Genomic DNA, 16,279 nt, shown 5'->3' with positions numbered 1-16,279 from the left:
GGGCAGTACCGTGACAGTAATTCCACAAAATCAAGTGTTGGTGCATCCCTACAACGCGCACCAACTGACGAAGGAGTCACTGTGACTGTTACCGCCGATCGCGAAAGCGAACTGCTCGCCTCCGTTCCCACCGGGCTGCTCATCAACGGCCAGTGGCTGCCTGCGGCATCCGGCAAGACGTTCGACGTCGAGGATCCCGCCACGGGCAAGGTGCTCATAAGCATCGCCGACGCCGGAGCAGAGGACGGCGCCGCCGCACTGGACGCTGCCGCCGCCGCGCAGGTCTCCTGGGCGCGTACCGCCCCGCGCGAACGTGGCGAAATCCTGCGCCGCGCCTTCGAGCTGGTCACGGCACGGGCCGAAGACTTCGCGCTGCTCATGACCTTGGAAATGGGCAAGCCCTTGGCCGAAGCCCGCGGTGAAGTAGCCTACGGCGCCGAATTCCTCCGCTGGTTCTCCGAGGAAGCCGTCCGCGTCAGCGGACGCTACTCTGCAGCCCCGGACGGCAAGAACCGCATTCTGGTCCAGAAGAAGCCGGTAGGCCCCTGCCTGCTGATCACCCCGTGGAACTTCCCGCTGGCCATGGCCACCCGCAAGATTGCTCCCGCCGTCGCGGCCGGCTGCACGATGGTACTGAAGCCCGCCAACCTGACCCCGCTGACCAGCCTGCTCTTCGCCCAAGTCATGCAGGAAGCCGGCCTCCCCGCAGGCGTGCTCAACGTCATCCAGACCTCCACGGCAGGCGCAGTCACCGGGCCCCTCATCAAGGACCACCGCCTGCGCAAGATCTCCTTCACCGGTTCCACCGCCGTCGGGCAGTCCCTCATGCGCGAAGCCGCGGACAAGGTCCTGCGCAGCTCCATGGAACTCGGCGGCAACGCACCGTTCGTGGTGTTCGAGGACGCTGACCTGGACAAGGCCGTCGAAGGCGCCGTGGCAGCCAAGATGCGCAACATGGGGGAGGCCTGCACCGCAGCCAACCGCTTCATCGTGCACGACTCCATCGCCGATTCCTTCGCCGAGAAGTTCGCCGCCAAGATCTCCGCACTCCACACGGCCCGCGGCACCGAGCCGGACTCCACGGTTGGCCCGTTGATCGACGGCAAGGCCCGCAACGGCGTGCATGCCCTCGTGTCCGACGCCGTTGCCAACGGTGCGATCGCCGTCACCGGCGGTGCCCCGGTGGACGGCCCGGGCTACTTCTACCAGCCGACCGTGCTCAAGAACGTATCCGCGGACGCGCGCATCCTGAAGGAAGAGATCTTCGGACCGGTGGCCCCGATCATCACCTTCAAGAGCGAAGACGAAGCCATCAAGCTGGCCAACAACACCGAATACGGCCTGGTCGCCTACGTCTACACCAAGGACCTGAACCGTGGACTGCGGGTCAGTGAAAAGATCGAGACCGGCATGCTCGGCCTCAACGCCGGCGTCATCTCCAACGCCGCAGCACCTTTCGGTGGCGTGAAGCAGTCCGGCCTGGGCCGTGAAGGCGGCTTCGAAGGCATCGAGGAATACCTCACTACGCAGTACGTCGGCATCGCGGATCCTTACGCGGACTAGTAAAACTTCGGCGGACCTCTCGCAACGGGGACTTGCCGTTGAGTAAAGGCAGGGCACCGGAACCCCACGGTTTCGGTGCCCTGCCTTTACCATTCTTAGCCTAACTAGCTGGCAGTAGGTGTCGCTTGGCGGCCTGTATACGACAACAACTGCGAGTCAGATGGGGTCTCAACGCCGCCAGCGGATGGAGTCGAAGAGGCTTTTCCAGGATGCCGCCGCCCGGCGTGCTGCCGCCACTGAAATGCCACCCAGCCAGCGGAACGGCGTCCACACGAGTTGGAACCACCGGGACATCAAGGACGGCGGGAACCAGTCCGCGCGGAAGGCTGCGAACCACGTGGCATTGCGCCGCAATGCGGCGCGGACAGCGGCGATCCTGCCGGCAGCCGTCGCGTTTGCTTGCTCCGTTGCGCCGTCCGCCGCGGGATCCGTCGGGGGACCGTAACGCTGCCGTTCGAAGTCGACGGTGAGTAATGCAACCGCCTGCTGGCCGGCGTCGTCGGCGGCTCCCGACGGCGAAGCAGCCGGCGATCCGAGTGCAGCCGAGTTGCGCAATCGTGCCGCGAAGTGCCGTGGCGTTTCACTGGGCACGGGTGGCACGCCGTAGTCGGTGGCGAGGTCCCGAAGCTCGGCCCACGCCAGGACTGGGCCGTCCCGGGGTGGGGCCGGCCCGGTGCCACCTCCGGAACCGATCCGCCTGGCCCGTGGCGGCTTCAGGCGGCGCGCCCTGATGCCGGAACGGACCAGCCGCGGGGAGGCGAACAACACCGCCAGGAGGAGTGCTCCGGCGACGACATACAGTGCCGTTCCGAAGCCCGCGGACGTCCCCGCTCCGCCGCCGGGCCCCGCAAGCGGAGGGACCGCCGAAGTGCTCGGCTGGGGGGTCACGGACCCCGGGGTCAGGTTTTCGTCGTGCAGGTTGGTGCTCGGGCCGCCCACCGACGCCGATTCGGCCGCATAGGGTGGGACCACACCGCGTGAAGGGGTCGGTTCAAAGGCGACCCAACCCGCTCCTTCGAAATAGAGTTCAGGCCAGGCATGGGCGTCACGGGCATCCACCTCGAACTCCGGCAAGGGTTCCTGCCCTGCGACGGCAACGGTGACACCGGTGGAGTGGCCCGGCGCGTAGCCCACGGCGATTCGGCTCGGGATTCCCGATAGCCTCGCCATGACGGCCATGGCCGACGCGAAGTGGACGCAGTAGCCGCTCTTCTGTTCGAGGAAATCCGCCAGCACGGACAAGCCGTTGCCGTCATAACCGCCCTGGACCGGAGCCTGCAGGGAGTAGCTGAACTGCGGCGAACGTAGATAGCTCTGGATCGCCATCGCCTTGGCGTAGTTGCCAGCGGCGCCGGCAGTCACGGTCTTGGCCGTGTTCTTCACAATGTCCGGAACGTTGTTTGGCACCTGGATGAAATCCTGCGAGATCGACGTGGGCCGGGCGTTGTCCTGGCTTAAAGTCGCGGAGGTCAGGGCTGGCAGCGCCGAATATACCGTGTATTGCTGGTTCCTCGTGTTGGTATCCTCGGCGCGGATGCTGAGGGTTTCGGGATCCCAGGACCAGCGTCCGCTCAGCCCGTTCACGGCCGTTGGAGCATAAGGAACCGGCAGGTAGGGGCTGGTGAACTGCCCGGTATCGATCACAGTCAGCTGGCGCACCAAATCGGAGGGGAGCGGATAGTTCGGCGCCACGCGGCCGGGTCCGATGCGTCGGGAAGCTTCCCGGTCGTCCGGCGCCCAAGTATCGCCGTCGAACCTGTCGATGGTGACAGAACGCAAGTAGACGGGGGCAGTGGAACTCGTGGCGTAGGTGATACGGCCGTCGCCGGTGGGATTCCGCAGGCTGTTGCCGAGCGTGATCATCGGGTTCAAGCCGTTGGAGACGCCCCAGGGGTTCAGGCGCGAGCCCACCGGAAACGTTCCGCGCTCGAAGCCTGGAATCGCCAAGGGCAGCAGCAGCCCGACAACCAGGGCCACGGCACCGATCACCGCCGATCGTTTGAGCTGCCCCGTGCCCCGCGGATTGTCTGTCTGTAGCCGCGAATCCGGCGCGAACCACTGGCTACACCCCAGGATCAGGATGAAACCGACAGCAGCGGCAAGGAATCCGAGCAGCCCTGCGCCTTGCGGCTTGATGGTGGCCGGGAAGACGAGGACCGCTAGAAGACCCAAACCGCTTGTGGCAGGCATTCCGAGTGGAACCGCCAACGCATCGGTGAGGACAACCACCAGGCCCAGGCTCGCGCACGCGACAAACACGATTCCGGCGTTCGGGGCCACGGGAGCAGTCTCCGAGACGACAGTTTCGCCCGCGCGTTTCAGGAACTTGCCGAGCTGGGCATATGTCTCACCGGACGGAACGAAGCCCGCGATGCTTTGTTGCCGGAAGAAGGTGAAGGTAAGGATGAACGCCAAGGAGACCAGCCCGCCCAAAGTGATGAGCAGCGCATGCGCCCTTAATGCGCGGAGAACAGCCAACGTCATTGCGACGGTACACGCCGTGGTGATCGCAGGAACCAACCAAGCCCAGCCCCTGAAGACACCGTTGAGCGAGAGCGATGTCCCGAGTACGGCGATGGCGACGGCCGCGGACATGGCCCACGGGTAGGCTCCCGGCCCCGGCTTTCGGGCCGGGGGTACCTTCCCCGGACGGGAGGAAGCTCCTCCCTCGCCTGTGCTCGTCGACGCAGGACGTGGGGTCCGTCCTGGAGTCTCGTGCCGGGAGGTGGTCGTCATCGCGGCACCGCCGCTCCGCGCCTGACGTCCATCGCTGCGGCAGCGGCCGCAAGAATCTCTCCTTGATCGAAGCCTGCCCATGCGGCGGGAAGATCAGTTCTCGAACTGACGGCGACGGCCCGCCAGCCGCCCAGCTTCAAGGCTTCGATGATCGGCTGGGCATGGCGGGGATGGTCCGTGACCACCAGCGCGAAGGCATTGGCTCCGTAGCCGGCGGCGGGCGCCAACGCACGGGCCTCGGCGAGCGGCATATTGCCGAGCAAGGCGAGAAGGGGACCACGCAGGCGGTGTGCCGCCAGCTTGTCCATCAGGTGGTCGTCGAAGGGCGCCTCGACACCGTCAACGACGCCGGCGGCCTCCTTGCGGCGCTCGCCATGGACATGCCGTGCACCCGTGAGCTGAATTGCGGCAAGGCTCTCGGCAATGGATTGCAGGCCGCCCAAGCCGCTGAATTCCTCGGTTTCGGGATCCGGGGCCGAGTGGGAGCTGCGGAACGCCGGATTCCCGGCGGCGTCGAGGAACCTCAGCGAGTAGTTCCGATCGGCAAGGTGGGCGCTGATCGACATGGCCGCCGTCACGACCCACTCGAAGTTGTCGCTGCTGACCAGTTCAAAGGCGTCTTCGTGGGCCGGACCGAAGGTGGCCCCCGAACCCGAAACAAAGGCGGAATAACGCTGGTCCATGATGATGGTCGCCTCGGGCGTAGTAACGGACTCTTCCTGCCGCACCATGAGTTCCCCGTGCCGCGCGGTCGCCGCCCAGTGGACGCGCCGCATGGGGTCGCCATGACGGTATTCGCGGGTCATGACGTCGTCGTCGCTGGGATTCGCACGGATTCGGGTGGCGGTCACGCCGTCGTTTCCGCGTGCGCCCGCGAGGCTCGTGGCGGGGAGCTCGACGGCGGCAGGCGTCACGGTGAGGATGTCGCCGTCGTCGATCGCGTGCCGGTGCAGCGACAAACCGAAGGGATCGCAGAACTCGGCGGTGACCGGACCGATCCTGAACTGGCCGCGCTTGCCCGAGCGCAGATGGTATTCGTACCTGCTAGTGCCGCCGGAAGCGGCCCGGGCGGGAAACCGAAAGGCCGGAGGTTCGCCGAAACGCGGCGGCAATTGCTCTTCCATGATCACCGGGCCCGTGGCTGCGCCGGTCCGTGCCACGGCCAGCCGCACCGTTGCCGTGGAGGATGTTTCCACGGAAGACGGATTGAATTCGCGGAACACCTGAAAGCGCGGTTTGAGGACGCGAACCCCGGCAAGGGATATCAGCGGAAGCACTATCAGCAGGATGCCGAGGGCCAGCAGGTCTCGCCTGCCCATGATTTGGGCCAGGAGCAGGGCGCCAATGCCGCTGGCCAGCAGTCCCCAGCCACGGGTGGTGAACTGGTGCTTGGGAAGTAGATCCATCAGTGCCATGTGCCCCCTCCGGACATCCGCCTAGCTGCCGCGGCGTTCCGCGCCAGCGTCCTGGCTTACGGGGAGGGAGGCCAGGATAGCCCGGATGATGCTCTGCGGAGTGTCACCGGAACTCGCGGCCTTGCGGTCAAGGATGATGCGGTGCGCCAACACCGATTCGGCCACGGAAATGACGTCGTCCGGAAGGACGAAATCCCGTCCGTCAAGTGCGGCGGTCGCCTTGGCCGCCCGCAGCAGTTGCAGCAGGGACCGCGGGCTGGCTCCGAGACGCAGGCGCGCGCTGTCCCGTGTGGCCCGCCCCAAGGCAACCGTGTATTCCTTGACGGCTTGGGAGACGAAGACCTGCTGCACCGTCGCGATCATGGCGGCGACATCCGAGGAAGTGACCACGGGGGTGACTTTCGCGAGGGGTGAGACCGCCTGGTGCGTCTCGAGCATCTCGATCTCGGAAAGCTTGTCCGGGTAGCCCATGGAGATTCGAGCCATGAAGCGGTCCCTCTGGGCCTCCGGCAGCGGATACGTGCCTTCCATCTCAATGGGGTTCTGCGTCGCAACCACCATGAACGGCTCGGCCAGCTGGTAGGAATGGCCGTCCACCGTCACCTGGTGTTCTTCCATGCATTCGAGCAGGGCGGACTGGGTTTTGGCCGAGGCCCGATTGATTTCGTCCCCGATCACGATGTTGGCGAACACCGCGCCCATGCGGAATTCGAACTGCCGTGATGACTGGTTGTAGATGGAGACGCCCGTGACGTCCGAAGGAAGAAGGTCCGGGGTGAACTGGATCCGGCTGACTTTGCAATCGATGGTGCGTGCAAGGGTCTTGGCGAGCAGGGTCTTGCCGACGCCCGGCACGTCCTCCACAAGCAGGTGACCCTGGGCGAGGAGCACGGTCAGGGCAAGTTTGGCGGCTTCGGCTTTGCCGTCGATGACTTTGTTGATTGCCGCCAGGATCTTCTCGCTCGCAGCGTGGAATTGCGCGGGATCCATGACCGGCAGCTTGTGACCGTTGAGGGTCTCGCGTTCGGGAGGCAAGGCGACAACAGCCTCGTCCCGCAGCAATGGCTCATCAACGGTACCGTGTCGCTTTGAATCCATGGACAACCCCTCAGCCATGACAGAACCCCCGCCGGGCCGCGGTGCCCTGGCCGGGATATACCGCCTTTTGTACCAGACTACCCAGCCTAGGGCCGCCGCAGACAGAGGGACGTTCAGGAGGAAGAGATAGAGGCAGGACCAAGGCAGGACCAAGGCAGGACCAGGAGGGGTCCAGGAAGGAAAGATAGGGTGGGAGCATGTGCAATTCCCTCCCACCGGCTCCCTACCGCGCGCCTGAAACCGGCGACTCCCGCAAGGAATACCCGCCAGCTCCCGAGCCGTTGCCGGTCCCGGTGATGGACAACCACACGCATCTCGACTTCCGGCACGGCCTGCTGGAAGTAGCCGTCGCGGATGCCTTGGACGCCGCCGAAGCCGTGGGGGTCCAGGGGGCCGTGCAAGTGGGCTGCGACCTCGAGTCATCGCGGTTCACGGTCCAAGCGCTGGACTCGGACCGGCGTCTCCTCGGGGCAGTCGCCATCCACCCGAATGACGCTCCTGTCTACGCTGGCCGCGGAGAGCTGGAATCAGCGCTCGCCGAGATCGAAGAACTGGCGGCCCATCCGAGAGTCCGCGCGATCGGCGAAACCGGCCTTGATTTCTTCCGCACCCACGGCGACGGCCTGGTGCACCAGCGCCACTCTTTCCGCCGCCACATCGACATCGCGAAGAGGCTCGATCTCACCCTCCAGATCCACGACCGTGACGCCCATGACGACGTCGTGCAGGTCCTCCGGGAAGAGGGCGCCCCGGAGCGGGTGGTGTTCCATTGCTTCTCGGGTGATGCGGAACTGGCGCGGATCTGCAACACGAACGGCTGGTATATGTCCTTTGCCGGCACCATGACCTTCAAGAACGCGGCAAACCTGAGGGACGCGCTCGCCATCGCAGATCCGGAACTCGTGCTCGTAGAAACCGACTCCCCGTTCCTGACGCCGCACCCCCACCGGGGTCGCCCCAACGCGAGCTACATGGTGCCTTACACTGTCCGTTCCATGGCTGAAGTTACCGGAACCGAGCTCTCCGCGTTATGTTCCCGACTGGCCCAAAATACCGTGGCAACTTACGGATCGTGGGACTGAGCTGCAATAGCCCTGCATACCCGGTATGTAAAATTCTTGGTCACTTTATAACGCTTCGGTTACAGTGGGTAACCAGTAGCCGGGGTCGGGGAAGGCCTTCGGACAACTAACTCCGTTCGCAATTGGTGTTTCAGTTGAATTGAGTGTGGCGGCGCACAACTCCGCCGCAGTCCTCCTGCATGGCTTCGGCCTGCACTCAAGGGCCGCGGCAGGAGGCCCCTGTGCGCTTTTCCCCGTGCCCGGATGGTCCAAAAGTTACGGGCAAACATGGTTAAGTTCTTCACCACGGGCGGCAAGTTCAGTTTCGTCAAAGTCGGTGCGCAGCTGCTGGTGCTTTCGGCACTAGTGCTCGGTGTGGTTGCTTTTACAGGCAGCAACAAGTCAGTCACCCTCAACGTCGACGGCAAAGTGAGTTCCGTCCAGACCTTCGGCAACACAGTTGACCAAGTGGTCAAGGCAGCCAAGGTCGATCTGAAGGCTGAAGACCGGGTTTCCCCGGCTTTGGACTCCTCGGTGCAGAACGGTTCCATCATCAACGTCAACCTGGCCAAGGCCGTCACCGTCAGCCTTGACGGCGCACAGCGGACGGTCAACACCACGGCGCCCAATGTCGAGGGTCTCGTTTCCGAACTCGGCGTCGCGAGCGCTTCGGCTGTCTCACAGCCCAAAGACACCCAGTTGGCAGTTTCCGGATCGTTCGTCTCGATCATGACCCCTAAGACGATCAGCCTGCTCGTGGATGGTCAAAGCTCCGCAAAGACCACGACGGCGGCTGACGTCGGCACCGTCCTCAGCGATGCCGGCGTCGTGCTCGGCCCGAACGACCGTGTTTCGCAGCCTAACTCGGCCCCCGTTGTCCAGAACATGGTGATCAAGGTTTCCCGTGTGGACACCAGCAAGACCGCCACTGAGACGGAAAACGTTCCCTTCGATACCGTCACCACGCAAGACCCGGCCCAGTTCTCGGACCAGAAGACCGTGACCCAAGAAGGTGTCCTCGGGCTGCTCAGCAAGAAGTTCAAGCTCATCCTGGTGGATGGTCGCGAAGCGTCCCGGACCCTGGTCTCCTCGGACGTCACCGTCAACCCTGTTTCCGCGAAGGTGACCGTCGGAACCAAGGAGCGCCCCAAGCCTGCTGCCGCCGCGGCAGCCTCCGGACCTACTGGCGCACCGAACGAGGCCATGTGGGACAAGGTTGCCCAGTGTGAGTCCGGTGGAAACTGGGCCATCAACACGGGCAACGGCTACTACGGCGGCCTGCAGTTCGACATCCAGACCTGGATCGGCTCCGGCGGTGGCGCCTACGCTCCCAACGCAGCCGCCGCCAGCAAGGCCCAGCAGATCGATATCGCCAACCGTGTCTACGCGCAGCGCGGCCTCGGACCGTGGGGCTGTGGCTGGGCGGCTTCCCGCTAAACATCGATGAAATTGGCCGGGCCCGAATCTCCGGGCCCGGCTTTTTCGTACGCGAAGATGGCAGGGGGCGCTGCCGTGAGTCGGGCAGACGATACGATACCTAGGTGACTGAACCGAATTCCGAACACGCCGCCGTCGCACCCCTTCTTGGGGCTGCGGATATCCGACGGCTCGCCGAAGAAATCGGTGTCCGCCCAACCAAAACCCTGGGCCAGAACTTTGTCATTGACGGCAACACCATCCGGAGGATCGTCTCCGCCGCCGGTATTGATCCCGAGGAAACCGTGCTGGAGGTCGGGCCGGGGCTGGGTTCGTTGACGCTCGGCCTGCTCGACGCCGCCAAAACAGTTGTCGCCGTCGAAATCGATCCCGTACTGGCCGGCAAGCTGCCGGACACGGTCCGGGCGTGGCGCCCGGACTCGGTGGATGATTTCCACCTTGTCCTATCCGACGCCATGAAGGTCACCGAGCTTCCTGTGCAGCCCACCGCCCTCGTGGCCAATCTGCCCTACAATGTGGCGGTGCCGGTGGTCCTGCACCTCCTCCAGCACTTCCCGAGCTTGCAGCACGGGCTCGTCATGGTCCAGGACGAGGTGGCGGACCGGCTGGCCGCGGGCCCGGGTTCCAAAATCTACGGTGTCCCTTCAGTCAAGGCCGCTTGGTACGGCCACATGCGCAAGGCCGGAGTAATTGGCATGAATGTCTTCTGGCCGGCCCCGAAGATCCATTCCGGACTGGTGTCCTTTACGCGCGGCGCGCCACCGGCAACACATGCCACCCGCGAGCAGGTCTTCGCCGTCATCGATGCCGCGTTTGCCCAGCGCCGCAAGACGCTCCGGGCGGCCCTGGCAGGCTGGGCAGGAAGCGCGGCCGAGGCCGAACGTTTCATTGTGGCTGCCGGCGTTGATCCGACTGCCCGCGGAGAGGTCCTCGATATCAACGCGTTCGTCCGCATCGCCGAGGCCCGCCACCCCCTGGACGCATGAATCCGGCAATCAGCGGTGTGAACCGCGCCCGCTTCGTCGCACGGACGGTTCGCGTCCGGGCGCCCGGCAAGGTGAACGTCTCCCTCAACGTTGGCCCGTTGCGGCCAGACGGCTACCACTCGGTCGCCAGCGTGTATCTCGCGGTGTCCCTGTATGAGGAAGTCGCCGCCACGAGCACTGAGGGGCAGGAAATCACGGTCAGCATCAGTCCGTCAAGCACCCTGGACCTCGACGGAGTGGACATACCCCTGGACGAGCGGAACCTGGCCTACAAGGCCGCCGCGATCATGAGGGACGTCTCGGAGAAGGCCACCGGTGTGCACTTGGAAATCACCAAGCGCGTCCCGGTCGCGGGAGGCATGGGAGGCGGCTCAGCTGATGCGGCGGCCACCCTGCTGGCCTGTGACGCCCTCTGGAACAGTGGCTTATCACGCGAAGAACTTGCCCACCTTGCGGCTGAGTTGGGCGCGGACGTGCCGTTCTCGCTGCTTGGAGGCACCGCCGTCGGGCTTGGCGTAGGCGACGAACTGTCACCGGCCCTCGCAAAAGCGCAAATGGACTGGGTCTTGGTCTGCGCCGACTACGGACTCTCCACGCCCGAGGTCTTCCACGCGCTGGACAGGCTCCGGAATGCCGAAGGGCTCGACATCCCCGAACCGCTCGAGGTCGATGCCAAGATCCTGCAGGCGCTGCGCAACGGAGATCCGGGCGCCCTGAGCAAGGTCCTCATCAACGACCTCCAGCGCGCCTCGATCGAGCTGGCTCCGCAATTGCGGGACACCATCGGGCTAGGGGAGTCGAACGGCGCCCTCGCAGGGATTGTTTCCGGTTCGGGCCCCACTGTGGCATTGCTCGCGCACAACCCTTCTGCGGCCCAGGGACTTGCCGACGACCTGCGGCATCTGGGGCACAACGCCCTTGCTGTTCACGGACCGGTTCCCGGCGCCCGGATCATCTCCGATACCCTCCTATGACAACTCGACTTGGCAATTTTTTCGACAACCAGCGATTTTCCTGATTGTTCACACCAGAAAGTAGTACCCAGTGGCCCACCTGCTCGGCGGTGAAAACCTCACCGTTTCGTTCGCAACCCGCACTATCCTCGACGGCGTAACCCTTGGTTTGGAGGATGGCGACAGGATCGGCATGGTTGGGCGCAACGGTGACGGCAAATCTACGCTCATGCGCTTACTGGCATTGCGATCGACGCCGGACTCCGGTCGCGTGACTAAACGCGGCGACGTGAATGTCGGTTACCTCGACCAGTCCGATGTGCTCGACGGCGACCTCACCGTGGGGGCGGCGATCGTCGGTGACCAGGCGGACCACGAATGGGCCGCCAACCCCAAAATCCGCGAAATCATGGGCGGCCTCGTTGCCGACGTCGATTGGCACGCCAACGTGCATGCACTTTCCGGCGGGCAGAAGCGCCGAGTGGCCTTGGCCAAGCTGCTGATCGAGGACCACGACGTCATCATGCTCGACGAACCCACCAACCACCTCGATGTGGAAGGCGTGGCCTGGCTCTCCCGGCATCTGAACACCCGGTGGCGGGCCAACCAAGGCGCGTTCCTCGTGGTGACCCACGACCGTTGGTTCCTGGACGAAGTCTGCAACCGGACCTGGGAAGTGCATGACGCCATGGTGGACCCGTTCGACGGCGGCTATGCGGCCTACGTGCTGGCCCGCGCCGAGCGTGACCGCAGCGCATCCGTCGTCGAAAGCAAGCGGCAACAGCTGGTCAAGAAAGAGCTGGCGTGGCTGCGTCGTGGCGCCCCGGCCCGCACGTCGAAGCCCAAGTTCCGTATTGAGGCCGCCAACGAGCTGATCGCCGATGTTCCCGATCCGCGGGACTCCGTGGCCTTGAGCAAGATGGCAACCGCCCGGCTCGGCAAGGACGTGCTGGACCTTGAGGGCGTCTCCCTGGATTTCAAGGGCGACAACGCGGGCCGGAAGCTCTTCGACAACGTCACCCTGCGCCTCGCGCCTGGGCAGCGGCTTGGACTGGTGGGCGTCAACGGTGCCGGAAAATCCACGCTGCTGAGGCTGCTCAACGGGGAGATCGCGCCGAGTTCAGGCAAGGTCAAGCGGGGCAAGACCGTTGTCACCGCGGTGCTCAGCCAAGACGTCAAGGAGATCGACGACGTATCCGACCTTCGCGTGATCGAGGTCATCGAGCGCGAAAAGCGCTCCTTCAGTGTAGGTGGCAAGGAGTTCACGGCCGGGCAGCTCGTGGAGCAACTCGGGTTCACGAAGGAGAAGCAGTGGACTCCGGTCTCAGACCTTTCCGGCGGTGAGCGGCGCCGCCTGCAACTCCTGCGCCTGCTGGTGGGCGAGCCCAACGTCCTGATGCTCGACGAACCCACCAACGACCTCGATACCGATACCCTGGCCGCCGTCGAGGACGTCCTGGATGGCTGGCCCGGTACGCTCGTCGTCGTCAGCCACGACCGCTACCTTCTGGAACGCGTCACCGACTCCCAAATGGCACTCCTGGGCGACGGTAAGCTGCGCGGGCTTCCTGGCGGTGTGGACCAGTACTTGGAATTGCGCGAAGCCGCGCTTGCGAGCGGTGCGGTGTCTGGCGGCGCCTCAAGTGGGAGCAGTCGCCCGACGGCGGCAACGGGCTCAGGTTCGACTGCTGCGGCTTCGGGGCCGAGCGAGGCAGAGAAGCGTGAGGCCCGGAAGGACCTGAACAGGATCGACCGGCAGCTAAGCAAGATCGCCCAGCAAGAAGAGAAGCTCCACGTCCAGATGGCCGCCAAGTCCCAATCCGGCGACTTCGACGCACTCGGCGAACTGAACACCAAGTTGCAGGAACTCCTCGAAGAAAAGGAAGTCCTGGAACTCGAGTGGCTCGAGGCGGCGGAGGTACTGGGGGAGTGAGCCAGCTAGGGCGGAGCGGCACGCATCCTCTGCGTGCTCGCTCGCTTGCCCTGCCGTCCCCTAACCTCGCAAGTCCCCACCGGCTCCCAGCCTTCGCAAGCTCAGGCCGGGGCCCTCGCCGGTGTGGCCCCACGGCTAGGGAACCCTGACTGCAGGCCGCTCCGCTTAGACGCACGCTGCCGGATGCCTGCCGCCCCGCGTGCCATCTCCATGGACCTGCCAGGGAGGATGTGGGACGGAAGGTGCGACTTGGCATAGGGTCCCGAGCCCGTGGAACCAGCGGAGCTGGTTAGTGGCTGTTGTTCCTGATGGAGTGCCCCCGGTGAATCCCAAGCCTGTTTCGACACCCAAATTTGCCCATGACACGGAAAGAGGAATCCGACGCGCGGATTCGGGTGTCGACAGGGATTTAGGGTGTCGGCAGGGAATTTCAGTGTCGGAACTAAGAACGGAACATTGGCAAGAGCGGTGCTGTGGGCCTTTGGGAAGGAACATTCGCGCTAAGTGACGGCGTACGGGCGCTGCTCCGCTTAGCCTTGATCCACCGATGTTGATCTGGGCACTAACGGCGGTTTAAACCGAGAATGCCTGTCTTTTCAAGGAAAATGTGGCTTGTCTAGAGCACATTGACCACCGAAAAGAGAGGCATCTCGTAGATGCAAGTTTCCCACAGGCGTGCCGCGGTGTCAGTTTCCTTTGACGAGCCGAACCTCGTGTCGGCGGCCGGGCTCGTCCCGGTGATGATGTTGGCCCGGGATGCCGGCCTGCATGAGCTGGCCGATAAGTGGCTTTCCATCCCGACGGACAAAGGCGCGAACGCCGGGCTGAAAGTTGCCTCATTGGTGGCCGGGATGGTGGCCGGTGCCGACTCGATCGATGACCTGGCCCTGCTGCGCCATGGCGGGATGAAGCGGATCTTCGACGCCTGTTACGCGCCCTCGACGCTGGGCTCGTTCCTGCGGGCTTTCACGTTCGGGCACGTGAGGCAACTGGACGCGGTCGCTTCCCGGTTCCTGGCCAATCTCGCGGCCCGTGTCCCGCTGCTGGGATCACCATCGCCGGAGGAACCCGTATTTGTGGACCTCGATGACACAATCATCGAGGTCCACGGCTACCGGAAGCAGGGATCAGGGTACGGATATTCCGGTGTCCGCGGCATGAACGCCCTGCTGGCCACCGTCTCCGCGAAGGACACGGCCCCGGTCATCCTGGCCCAACGCCTGCGCAAGGGCGCGGCGAACTCGGCCCGCGGTTCCAAGCGCCTTCTCACCGATGCGCTCTCGACCCTGAAGCGCACCGGTGTTGGAGGGAAGGTGATCGTTCGTGCCGACTCGGCGTACTACGGCCATGCCACGGTTGCCGCCGCACTGGCAGGCGGCGCCGAGGTGTCCGTGACCGTGCGGATGGACCCGGCCGTCAAACGCGCCATCACCGAGATCCCGGAGGCGGCGTGGGAAACCATCGAATACACCGATGCGATCTTCGAGGAGGAAAACAACACGTGGGTGTCCCGGGCCGAGGTCGCCGAGACGGTGTTCACCGCGTTCAGCTCCCGCAAGAAGGCCGAGCAAATCACCGGCCGGCTGGTGGTTCGCCGCATCCCGGAACTGAACCGGAAAGCCGGCGACGGGCAGCCAACCTTGTTCGACACCCACCGCTTCCACACGTTCTTCACCACCGTTTCGGCCGGGGTCCTGGACACGGTCGCTGCGGACAAAACCCACCGCCAACACGCCATCATTGAGCAGGTCAACGCCGACCTCAAAGACAGCGCTCTGGCCCACTTGCCTTCGGGGGTTTTCGCCGCGAACTCGGCCTGGCTGGTCGCCGCCGTCATCGCCTACAACCTCACACGCACCGCCGGGATCCTTGCCGCAGGACCCTTCAGGAAAGCCAGAACCGGGACCTTGCGTCGCAAACTCATACATGTTCCGGCCAGGATCGCCTCCAGTGCCCGGAAAATACGGCTCCACCTCCCGGAAGCCTGGCCCTGGCAACCCGCGTGGGAACAACTTTTCACCACCGTCCACGCACCACCCACGGCAGCATAAATACCCCCGCCCACCAGCCGGCAACGGCCCAATTCAGATCTTCCCGTGGAACACCCCGGCGGCAAGGCCGGTCCGTGGGCCATGCCCAAAAACACAAACCGCGGCCAGCCCCGAAACGAAATCAGGACCGACCGCGGATCGGTGGATCAAGGCTTAGGCAACCACGGAAACGCAACCGAGCAGGTGACCGGGTGCAAACAAGCGACGGCAACGACAACTCCTAGCCCTCGCTCCGCAGCTCCGGTTCTTTTTGCAGGCCTGTCAGGCCGTTCCACGCCAAGTTAACCAGGTGCGCGGCTACTGCGCGTTTGTCGGGCTCGCGGTGGTCCAGCCACCACTGGCCAGTCATAGCCACCATGCCTACGAGCATCTGTGCGTACATCGCGCCGTCGGCCGCGCTGAACGCGCGCCGGGAGAATTCGTCGGCGAGCAGGTTTTCCACGCGGTCCGCCACATGGGAGAGCAGAGTGGAGAAGGCGCCTTCGGGCTGGGAAGGCGGGGCGTCCCGCATGAGGATCCGGAAGCCGTCGCTCCGCTCTTCGATGTAGCCAAGCAAGGCAAGTGCCGCCTGTTCAACCAGGACGCGGGGCTTGGCTTCGGCGGCCAGGGACTCGTTGATGGCGTCCAACAGGATGCGGAATTCGATCTCCACCACCTGCGTGTAGAGGCCTTCCTTCGAGCCGAAGTGCTCGTAAATGACAGGCTTGGACACTCCTGCGGCCGCTGCGATTTCATCAATGGTGGTGGCATCAAGGCCGCGGGCCGCGAAGAGGCCCCGACCTATCTCGATGAGCTGGGAACGGCGTTGGGATCCAGTCATCCGGGCACGTACAACCTGGCCTGCGGGCCGGTGGTTGATCACCCTGGAACCCGTCGAGCGCGGGGGAAGCCCTGTGCTGTTGCTCACGCATCTATCATGCCTCACGTCAAGCGTGAAGCGGCTCGTGGAGGGCCCGACAGTACGGTCGGAAAGGACTCGGTGATGCGCCAAGTCGCGAACACCGCAATGGTCATGGCAAACTAGATTCTTGTGTGTGCGACCCGGT

The 16,279-nt window shown here is 64.5% G+C and carries 11 protein-coding genes; 7 read left to right on the top strand and 4 right to left on the bottom strand.

The features are described 5' to 3' along the window. The first annotated feature begins 81 nt into the window (after nt 1-81). Nucleotides 82-1,563, top strand: a complete 1,482-nt coding sequence (locus tag AC3ANQ_RS16575) for an NAD-dependent succinate-semialdehyde dehydrogenase (protein WP_488302044.1) — start codon at nt 82-84, stop codon at nt 1,561-1,563. Between the two features lie 168 nt (nt 1,564-1,731). Here the strand turns inward: AC3ANQ_RS16575 and AC3ANQ_RS16570 are convergent, their stop codons facing one another. The 3 genes from AC3ANQ_RS16570 to AC3ANQ_RS16560 all read right to left on the bottom strand — a co-directional run bounded on the left by AC3ANQ_RS16570 (nt 1,732) and on the right by AC3ANQ_RS16560 (nt 6,812). After that, a complete protein-coding gene (locus AC3ANQ_RS16570; protein WP_488302043.1) occupies nt 1,732-4,158 on the bottom strand; it encodes a transglutaminase TgpA family protein in 2,427 nt (808 codons plus the stop codon). 137 nt (nt 4,159-4,295) lie between these two features. After that, the gene (locus AC3ANQ_RS16565) at nt 4,296-5,714 is read right to left on the bottom strand and encodes a DUF58 domain-containing protein (protein ID WP_488302042.1); all 1,419 of its coding nucleotides are present in this window, start codon (nt 5,712-5,714) and stop codon (nt 4,296-4,298) included. Between the two features lie 21 nt (nt 5,715-5,735). After that, the gene (locus AC3ANQ_RS16560; protein WP_488302041.1) at nt 5,736-6,812 is read right to left on the bottom strand and encodes an AAA family ATPase; all 1,077 of its coding nucleotides are present in this window, start codon (nt 6,810-6,812) and stop codon (nt 5,736-5,738) included. 197 nt (nt 6,813-7,009) lie between these two features. On the opposite strand from AC3ANQ_RS16560, the gene AC3ANQ_RS16555 reads away from it, so the two are divergent. The 6 genes from AC3ANQ_RS16555 (at nt 7,010) to AC3ANQ_RS16530 (ending at nt 15,233) form a co-directional block, all read left to right on the top strand. Then, a complete protein-coding gene (locus AC3ANQ_RS16555) occupies nt 7,010-7,894 on the top strand; it encodes a TatD family hydrolase (RefSeq protein WP_488302040.1) in 885 nt (294 codons plus the stop codon). A gap of 267 nt (nt 7,895-8,161) precedes the next feature. Beyond that, complete coding sequence (locus AC3ANQ_RS16550; protein WP_488302039.1) at nt 8,162-9,310, top strand: resuscitation-promoting factor; 1,149 nt, start codon at nt 8,162-8,164, stop codon at nt 9,308-9,310. 104 nt (nt 9,311-9,414) lie between these two features. Beyond that, the gene (gene rsmA / locus AC3ANQ_RS16545) at nt 9,415-10,296 is read left to right on the top strand and encodes a 16S rRNA (adenine(1518)-N(6)/adenine(1519)-N(6))-dimethyltransferase RsmA (protein ID WP_488302038.1); all 882 of its coding nucleotides are present in this window, start codon (nt 9,415-9,417) and stop codon (nt 10,294-10,296) included. Then, on the top strand, nt 10,293-11,270 hold the full coding sequence (locus tag AC3ANQ_RS16540; protein WP_488302037.1) for a 4-(cytidine 5'-diphospho)-2-C-methyl-D-erythritol kinase: 978 nt from the start codon (nt 10,293-10,295) through the stop codon (nt 11,268-11,270). Before rsmA ends, AC3ANQ_RS16540 begins: the two co-directional genes overlap by 4 nt. Nucleotides 11,271-11,340: 70 nt before the next feature. Beyond that, nucleotides 11,341-13,182 (top strand): ABC-F family ATP-binding cassette domain-containing protein, encoded by a 1,842-nt coding sequence (locus AC3ANQ_RS16535; RefSeq protein WP_488302036.1) that lies wholly within the window; start codon nt 11,341-11,343, stop codon nt 13,180-13,182. A gap of 656 nt (nt 13,183-13,838) precedes the next feature. Further along, entirely contained in the window at nt 13,839-15,233 is a 1,395-nt protein-coding gene (locus tag AC3ANQ_RS16530) for an IS1380 family transposase (protein WP_488302035.1), read from the top strand. A gap of 220 nt (nt 15,234-15,453) precedes the next feature. On the opposite strand, the gene AC3ANQ_RS16525 is transcribed toward AC3ANQ_RS16530, so the two are convergent. After that, nucleotides 15,454-16,053 (bottom strand): TetR/AcrR family transcriptional regulator, encoded by a 600-nt coding sequence (locus AC3ANQ_RS16525; protein ID WP_488305351.1) that lies wholly within the window; start codon nt 16,051-16,053, stop codon nt 15,454-15,456. Between the last annotated feature and the right edge of the window lie 226 nt (nt 16,054-16,279).

Source organism: Arthrobacter sp. DMZ02-1R, assembly GCF_057747935.1.
The sequence above is the reverse complement of the archived record's forward strand: the minus strand, read 5'-3'. Positions and strand labels throughout refer to the sequence as shown.

Bases quoted from the DNA above. Each gene is read 5' to 3' on its own strand.
- AC3ANQ_RS16540 (WP_488302037.1), top strand. From the start codon at position 10,293: ATGAATCCGGCAATCAGCGGTGTGAACCGCGCCCGCTTCGTCGCACGG.
- AC3ANQ_RS16565 (WP_488302042.1), bottom strand. From the start codon at position 5,714: ATGGCACTGATGGATCTACTTCCCAAGCACCAGTTCACCACCCGTGGC.
- AC3ANQ_RS16525 (WP_488305351.1), bottom strand. From the start codon at position 16,053: ATGACTGGATCCCAACGCCGTTCCCAGCTCATCGAGATAGGTCGGGGC.
- AC3ANQ_RS16555 (WP_488302040.1), top strand. From the start codon at position 7,010: ATGTGCAATTCCCTCCCACCGGCTCCCTACCGCGCGCCTGAAACCGGC.
- AC3ANQ_RS16570 (WP_488302043.1), bottom strand. From the start codon at position 4,158: ATGTCCGCGGCCGTCGCCATCGCCGTACTCGGGACATCGCTCTCGCTC.
- AC3ANQ_RS16560 (WP_488302041.1), bottom strand. From the start codon at position 6,812: ATGGATTCAAAGCGACACGGTACCGTTGATGAGCCATTGCTGCGGGAC.
- AC3ANQ_RS16550 (WP_488302039.1), top strand. From the start codon at position 8,162: ATGGTTAAGTTCTTCACCACGGGCGGCAAGTTCAGTTTCGTCAAAGTC.
- AC3ANQ_RS16530 (WP_488302035.1), top strand. From the start codon at position 13,839: ATGCAAGTTTCCCACAGGCGTGCCGCGGTGTCAGTTTCCTTTGACGAG.